The organism is uncultured Olegusella sp. (assembly GCF_947253395.1).
Classification (GTDB): Bacteria; Actinomycetota; Coriobacteriia; order Coriobacteriales; family Atopobiaceae; genus Olegusella.
The window spans coordinates 1-7,080 of the sequence record NZ_CAMXYY010000078.1 but is presented as its reverse complement, the minus strand read 5'-3'; the positions used below and the strand labels follow the sequence as shown (position 1 = coordinate 7,080).

Genomic DNA, 7,080 nt, shown 5'->3' with positions numbered 1-7,080 from the left:
CACCCACAAGGACATGAGGACAAAAGCTGTAATAGCCTTGGGGTAGCGTTTGGGGGTCAGTCAGCTTTTCGATAATGGTTTGTGCCAAAGGTCCCTGTAGTGCGAGTTGGGCAGTGTTGCTTGATAGATCGGCAAATTGCGTATCAGGTAGTAAGTTTGCCTGCATATGAGCAATATCTTTGTCATGATTATCAGCGTTGATAACAACAAAATAATCATCGTCGGCAAACTTATAGACGATAAGGTCATCAATGCAACCGCCGTGCTCATTGCACATAATGCCGTAACGACACTTGCCTATTCTCATTTTGCTGTAGTTGTTGGTAAGTAAATGGTTGATGGTGGCAAGGGCGCCAGGACCTGAAAAACGTACTTCTCCCATATGAGATACATCAAAAAGACCGCAATGTGTACGCACGGCCTCATGCTCTGTGCGAATGCCGGTGGGGTACTGTACTGGCAGCAGGTAGCCAGCAAAGGGGACGATTTTGCCACCTTCTTTTACATGGATGTCGTACAGGGGTGTCTTTTTCATAGCTACTCCCTTAAGACTTTGTGGCTTCCAGCGCGAAATGGTAGAGTCATGTTTTACGAACAGAGCAAAGCCGCAGCTCTGTGCCCTTGTCTTTGACCTGAAAGATTCTCCAAATAAATGGATTGCTTCTTCGGTGGTCAGATGACCTTTCCAAGGTTTCGTCGACGAACGGTCCTTTTGCCTGAGAGTTATTGCCGCCCCTTCGGCTCCGTGTGAGTCACGGTCTCTTCCGTTCGTGTCTTCCGAGAGTATTCATTTGTCGTATCCGCAAGTACTTGCCGTCATACTAACAAGCGATCTCATGTTTTATCACTAGCAATCGATTTGGGGTGGCGGAGACACGGTGAACGGAGTAGTGAGGATGAAAGTAAGCTGTTTTGCCTGTTATTATCGATTAAGAAGTAAAGCAACGTGAGGCTGCTTTGTAGTATGTAAAGCAGGATATGAGGAGAGATATGGCAGAGTTTGTCTACCAGATGTACAAGGTTCGCAAAGCTTTTGAGGGCAAAGTCATTCTTGATGATGTGACGATGGGCTTTTTCCCTGGCGCCAAGATTGGCGTTGTGGGTCCTAATGGTATGGGTAAGTCGACCCTGCTCAAAATCATGGCGGGCATGGAAGATGTTTCCGCAGGTGAAGCAAGAATGGCACCAGGTTATAGCGTGGGTATGCTACAGCAGGAACCACCCTTGGATGATTCCAAAACGGTTAAAGAAAACATCGAGATGGCTTTTGGCGATTTGCTTGCCAAGATTGAGCGCTTCAACAAAATCGGCGAGGAAATGGGTGAACCTAATGCTGATTTTGATGCTCTGATGACCGAGATGGGCGAGCTGCAAACCGAGATCGATGCGGCAAATGGCTGGGATTTAGATAGCCAGCTGACACAGGCGATGGATGCCCTGCAGTGTCCTGATCCAGACGAGCAGGTTGACCACCTGTCGGGTGGAGAACGTCGTCGTGTGGCGTTATGCAAGCTCTTGCTGGAGGCGCCTGATTTGCTGCTGCTAGACGAGCCAACCAACCATCTGGATGCAGAGTCGGTACTTTGGCTTGAGCAGTTCCTCAAGAATTATCCTGGCGCTGTGATGGCGGTTACACATGATCGCTATTTCTTGGACAACGTTGCCGAATGGATTTGCGAGGTTGACCGCGGAACGTTGTATCCCTATAAGGGTAATTACTCCACCTATCTGGAAACTAAGGCAGCACGCCTTGAGATGGAGTCCAAGCAAAATGCCCGTCGCGCCAAAAAGATGAAGTCTGAGTTGGAGTGGGTGCGCAGCTCTCAGAAGGCGCGTCAAGCAAAAAGCCGTGCTCGTCTTGCCGCGTATGAGCAAATGGAGGCGCAGGCACGCCAGACCAAAAAGACTGACTTTACGGATATCCAGATTCCTGTGGGTCCTCGTTTGGGTAACAAGGTGCTTGAGGTTGAGCATCTGCATAAGGCCTTTGGTGAGCGCGTGCTCATCGATGATTTGAGCTTTACGTTGCCACGCAATGGCATTGTTGGTGTGATTGGTCCTAACGGTGTAGGTAAGTCAACCCTCTTCAAAATGATAGTGGGTCAGGAGCGGCCAACGTCTGGTTTGTTGGAGTTGGGGGAGACGGTAAAGCTTTCCTATGTCGATCAGGGACGTGCTGGTCTAGATGCCGAAAAAACTGTCTGGGAAGTTGTGTCGGATGGCAATGATTATATAGTTGTCAGTGATCAGGAAATTCCCAGCCGTGCCTATGTTTCTGCCTTTGGTTTTAAGGGTACCGACCAGCAGAAACGCGCAGGTGTTCTGTCTGGCGGTGAGCGCAACAGGCTCAATCTTGCTTTGACCTTGCGGCAGGGTGGCAACTTGCTGTTACTCGACGAGCCTACTAACGACTTAGATACCGAGACGCTTGAGAGCTTGGAAGAAGCTCTGCTTGCCTTCCCTGGTTGTGCTGTGATTACTAGTCATGACCGTTGGTTTATGGACCGTGTGGCCACGCATATTTTGGCTTGGGAAGGAACTGACGAAAATCCTGGTGCCTGGCATTGGTTTGAAGGCAACTTTGAAGACTATCAAGCAGATCGTGTACGTCGTCTCGGCCCAGATGCTGCACGGCCGCATCGCTTGCATCGCAAGCTTACAAGGGATTAGGCCCTATGTGCATAGTGCACCCTATCGTTTTGGCTCGGTAGCCTTGGTGAGGTTTATCGATTAGCTTTGGGCAGCAGTGACAGGAGAGTAAAGCTTCATTTTGCTTTGCGAGCTCAAAATAATTGTGTAGCGCTTTACTTTTTTGCTAGACAGGAGAAGAGTAGAGCGCTATCCTTTAGCAGAAGATATGAACATATGCTCATATATTGTTTAGGAGTACCAAATGAGTGAGATTAAAGAGCAACAAAGTGGTGGCTGCAAGGAAGAAAAGCAGTGCCATTCCCATGAGGAGCAGCACGAGCACAGTCACGATTGTCATTGCCATGAGGAGCAGCACGAGCACAGCCACGAGTGTCATTGCCATGAAAAACATAATCACAGCCATGTGCATACTAGCTCAGGTGAAAGTAGTCATAATCATGAGCACTGCCATGACACAAAAGGCCATAGCCATGGATGTTGCTGTGGTGATTTGAGCCAAGCTCGCAATGAGGATGAGGAAAACCCTAAAGCCCAGCTCATCCGTATCATTGCAGCCTCTATTCTCTTGCTCATTTGTGTGGGTGTTGAGCGGACGTTTGCGCCCTCAATGTGGGTTCGCCTTGTGATATTTGCTGTGCCCTATGTAGTTGCAGGCTATGATGTGTTGGCAGCAGCTTGGCAAGGCATTTGCGATCACGATCCGTTTGATGAGAGTTTGTTGATGGCCGTGTCAACGCTGGGTGCCTTTTCAATTGGTTTTTTGCCTGGTGGTGCGCCCGAATTTGCCGAGGCTGTCTTTGTCATGCTTTTTTATCAGGTCGGCGAACTCATCCAAGATGCTGCAGTAGATAAGAGCCGTGATTCCATCGAAGAGCTTATGGACATCCGCCCTGATGTTGCCAATGTTGAACGTGCTGGTGATGTTGTGAGCGTGGATCCTGCAGAGGTGGCGCTCGGTGAGCTTATTATTATTCGCCCTGGTGAGCGCGTACCTTTGGATGGTATTGTTGTTGAGGGTAATTCAAGTTTAGATACAGTTGCTCTTACGGGTGAGAGTCTTCCCCGAGCTATTGGTGTAGGCGATGAAGCAATTTCAGGATGTGTTAACCAATCGGGCACCTTGCGCGTACGCGTAACAAGCAGTGCCGGCGAATCTACAGCCAGTCGTATTTTGGATTTGGTTGAGGGTGCCCGCGAACGTAAGTCTCGCTCCGAACGCTTTATCACACGCTTTGCGCATTACTACACTCCTCTTGTAGTATTTGCTGCGTTGGTGCTTGCCTTTTTGCCACCACTGCTGTCCGCTGACTTTGCTGTTGCCTTTCCCACATGGGCACTACGTGCTTTGACCTTCTTGGTTGTGAGTTGCCCCTGCGCCTTGATGGTGTCAGTACCCTTATCTTTCTTTGGCGGCTTGGGCGGAGCTTCGCGCCAGGGCATTTTGATTAAGGGAGGCAATTATCTTGAGGCTCTTGCAGCAGTTGATACCGTTGCTTTTGACAAAACAGGTACCTTGACGCGTGGTGCCTTCGAAGTGACTGCTGTGCATGATATTGCCTGCGTTGAGGCGGGAGCATACAGCAATGGTCGCGGCTATGCTGGTCTTGACGCTTGTGATGAAGATGAGCGTCGTCTGTTGCATCTCGCAGCCCATGTTGAGAGCTTTTCAACCCATCCCATTGCACTTGCTTTGCGTCAAGCTTATCCAGAAACAGATGATGATTGCTGTGTAAGCACTGCTCAAGAAATTGCTGGCCAAGGTGTTGTTGCTACTGTTGATGGCAAACGAGTTGCTGTAGGCAACGAGCGTCTTATGACAACAGAAGGTGCGCGCTTTTATCGCTGTGAGCATGCAGGTGCTGCGGGTACGGTTATCCATGTTGCAATTGATGGTGTTTATGCTGGTCATATTGTTATTGCTGATGAGATCAAAACTGATGCTGCCGAGTCAATTCTGGCAATGAGGGAAGCCGGAGTTACAAAAACGGTCATGCTCACTGGCGACCGCCAACAGACCGCAGCTGAAGTTGCTGGCAAAGTTGGTGTTGACGAATACCATGCAGAACTTCTTCCTGGCGATAAGGTAAAACAAGTCGAGCATCTGCTTGCCACTGAAAGGACTGGCGGCAAACTTGCCTTTGTTGGTGATGGCATTAATGATGCTCCCGTTTTGGCGCGTGCAGATGTGGGTATCGCGATGGGAGCACTTGGATCAGATGCTGCTATCGAGGCGGCGGACGTCGTGCTGATGGACGATAGACCCTCACAGATTGCTGTTGCCATTCGTATTGCTCGTGGCACCATGCGTATTGCTCGTCAAAATATCTTCTTTGCCTTGGCGATTAAACTAGCGATTTTGGCGTTGGCTGCGGTGGGTTTGGCTCCTATGTGGCTCGCAGTCTTTGGAGATGTAGGCGTTATGATTCTTTGTGTGCTTAATGCAACCCGTGCATTGCGCTTGAGCTAAATGACTCTCATATGAGTTGCTTTTACTCCGTTGCAAGCTCAACTTGCAGCGGAGTTTCTTTACCCGCATTTACCGCACCGCGCGCCAAACGCCACACATCATTTCAGATGAGGCGGCCCTGCTTGCCAAACGCCACGTTCCATTTCAGAAAAAATGTCAAAAGCCACGTTCTGTTTCAACGGTCCTGACGTTTCCGCAGGTAGATTTTTTTCGCGTGAAATGAAACGTGGCTTTTGGCAAAAAAAGTGAAGTAGAACGTGGCGTTTGGTACTTGGCTTGAAGTGACATGAAATGAAACGTGGCGTTTGGCGCTTGGTGTGAAATGAGGTGTGGCTTTTTGTCACATGGCACGCAACAAAAAGCTATCCCAATCTGAGGTTGGAATAGCTTGAGGTATAGATAGGAGCTGTAAGCGGCTCCATATCTCTGCTGAGATGCTGCTATAGCTGTCTTATTGGTTAGTCTAGAGCCTTTAGTGCTTCGACTACAGGGGCAACTGCCTCTTCGCACTCCCGTTGGGTGGGAGCTTCGGCCATGACACGGACAAGCTGCTCGGTACCTGAGGGGCGCACGAGCAAGCGGCCGTTGCCGTTAAGTTTTGCTTCTACCTCAGCAATTGCGGTCTTAACGCTATCGTGATTCAGTGCATGCTCTTTGTCAGAGACAGCAACATTGACCAGTGCTTGCGGGAAAATCGTTACAGGGGCAGTGAGGTCGGAGAGAGGCTTGTTCTTTTTGACCATTACCTCAAGGATACGCAGGGCAGTCATGATGCCGTCGCCGGTCACCTCATAGTCAGAGAAAATGACGTGACCAGATTGTTCGCCACCCAGTTTGTAGCCATTCTCGCGCATGCAGGCATGGACGTACTTATCACCGACTGCAGTTTGAGTCGTCTTAAGACCGTTGGCCTCACAAGCTTTGAAGAAGCCCAGATTGCTCATTACGGTAGCAACAACCATGTGGTCGGGGAGTTTACCTAGCTCATCGAGGTATTTACCGCAGAGGAACAGCGTTAGGTCGCCGTCTACAACCTCGCCACGCTCGTCTACGGCAATGCAGCGGTCGGCATCGCCATCAAAAGCAAAGCCACAGTCCAGCAGGTTTCCGCGGACATGATCTTGCAGGGTAGAGATATGCGTGGAGCCACAATTGACATTGATATTAAAGCCGTTGGGCGTGTCATTGATGACATGCACCTCGGCTCCAAGGGTGGTAAAGACGCGCTCAGCAACAGTCCAGCTTGCGCCATTTGCGCAGTCTAGCCCAATTTTCATGCCATCAAGACGGAAGTTTGCGGTAGCAACCAGATGATTGAGATAACGCTCACGACCTGCTTCATGGTCGATAGTGCGGCCGATAGCATCGCCGGTAGCCAGAGGAACCTCGACCTTACCATCAATGTATTCCTCAACTTTTTCGAGGATCTCGGGCTCCATCTTGAAGCCATCACGATTGACCAGTTTGATGCCGTTGTCCTGATAGGGGTTGTGGCTAGCGGTAATCATGATGCCGCAGTCAAAACCACCATCAATAACAACATAGCTCACAGAAGGGGTGGGTGTGACATGCAGTAGATAACCGTCAGCGCCGCTTGCCACCAAACCAGATGCGATGGCATACTCAAACATATAACTCGAGCGTCGGGTGTCCTTGCCTACTACGATACGCGCTTTGCGGCCCGTGCGCAGACCGTAATACCAGCCAATATAGCGGCCAATCTTGAATGCATGTTCAACTGTGAGACCTTCGTTTGCCTTGCCGCGGAAACCATCGGTGCCGAAGTATTTCATTTGAACTCCTTTTTTTATGTTTAGGTACTCCGCCAAAAGCGCTCGCGCCATATTTTAGCGTTTTGAAGCTCATGCGCAGCAATGCCCGCGATATCTACGGATTAGAAGGCGATAGGTATATGGCTGTCTCTTATACACATCTCCGAGCCCACGAGACCGTTATTCTAA

Annotated in this window: 4 protein-coding genes and 1 riboswitch; of the genes, 2 read left to right on the top strand and 2 right to left on the bottom strand. The window is 49.8% G+C overall.

Annotated elements, in window-relative coordinates; translation table 11 throughout:
* On the bottom strand, positions 1-535 hold a 535-nt coding region (locus tag Q0X25_RS06460; RefSeq protein ID WP_298580191.1), incomplete at its 3' end, for an aminomethyltransferase family protein.
* 159 nt (positions 536-694) lie between these two features.
* Positions 695-777: riboswitch (glycine riboswitch) on the bottom strand.
* Positions 778-990: 213 nt separating this feature from the next.
* Here Q0X25_RS06460 and ettA point away from each other — a divergent pair.
* Both ettA and Q0X25_RS06450 read left to right on the top strand, forming a co-directional pair.
* A complete protein-coding gene (gene ettA / locus Q0X25_RS06455; protein WP_298580189.1) occupies positions 991-2,670 on the top strand; it encodes an energy-dependent translational throttle protein EttA in 1,680 nt (559 codons plus the stop codon).
* A 223-nt stretch (positions 2,671-2,893) separates the two neighbouring features.
* Positions 2,894-5,119, top strand: a complete 2,226-nt coding sequence (locus Q0X25_RS06450) for a heavy metal translocating P-type ATPase (protein WP_298580188.1) — start codon at positions 2,894-2,896, stop codon at positions 5,117-5,119.
* A gap of 458 nt (positions 5,120-5,577) precedes the next feature.
* Here Q0X25_RS06450 and glmM read toward each other — a convergent pair whose 3' ends face one another.
* A complete protein-coding gene (gene glmM, locus Q0X25_RS06445; protein WP_298580186.1) occupies positions 5,578-6,912 on the bottom strand; it encodes a phosphoglucosamine mutase in 1,335 nt (444 codons plus the stop codon).
* Between the last annotated feature and the right edge of the window lie 168 nt (positions 6,913-7,080).

What these genes read in the sequence shown, in the direction of transcription:
- glmM (WP_298580186.1), bottom strand. Translation starts at nt 6,912, where the DNA reads ATGAAATACTTCGGCACCGATGGTTTCCGCGGCAAGGCAAACGAAGGT.
- ettA (WP_298580189.1), top strand. Translation starts at nt 991, where the DNA reads ATGGCAGAGTTTGTCTACCAGATGTACAAGGTTCGCAAAGCTTTTGAG.
- Q0X25_RS06450 (WP_298580188.1), top strand. Translation starts at nt 2,894, where the DNA reads ATGAGTGAGATTAAAGAGCAACAAAGTGGTGGCTGCAAGGAAGAAAAG.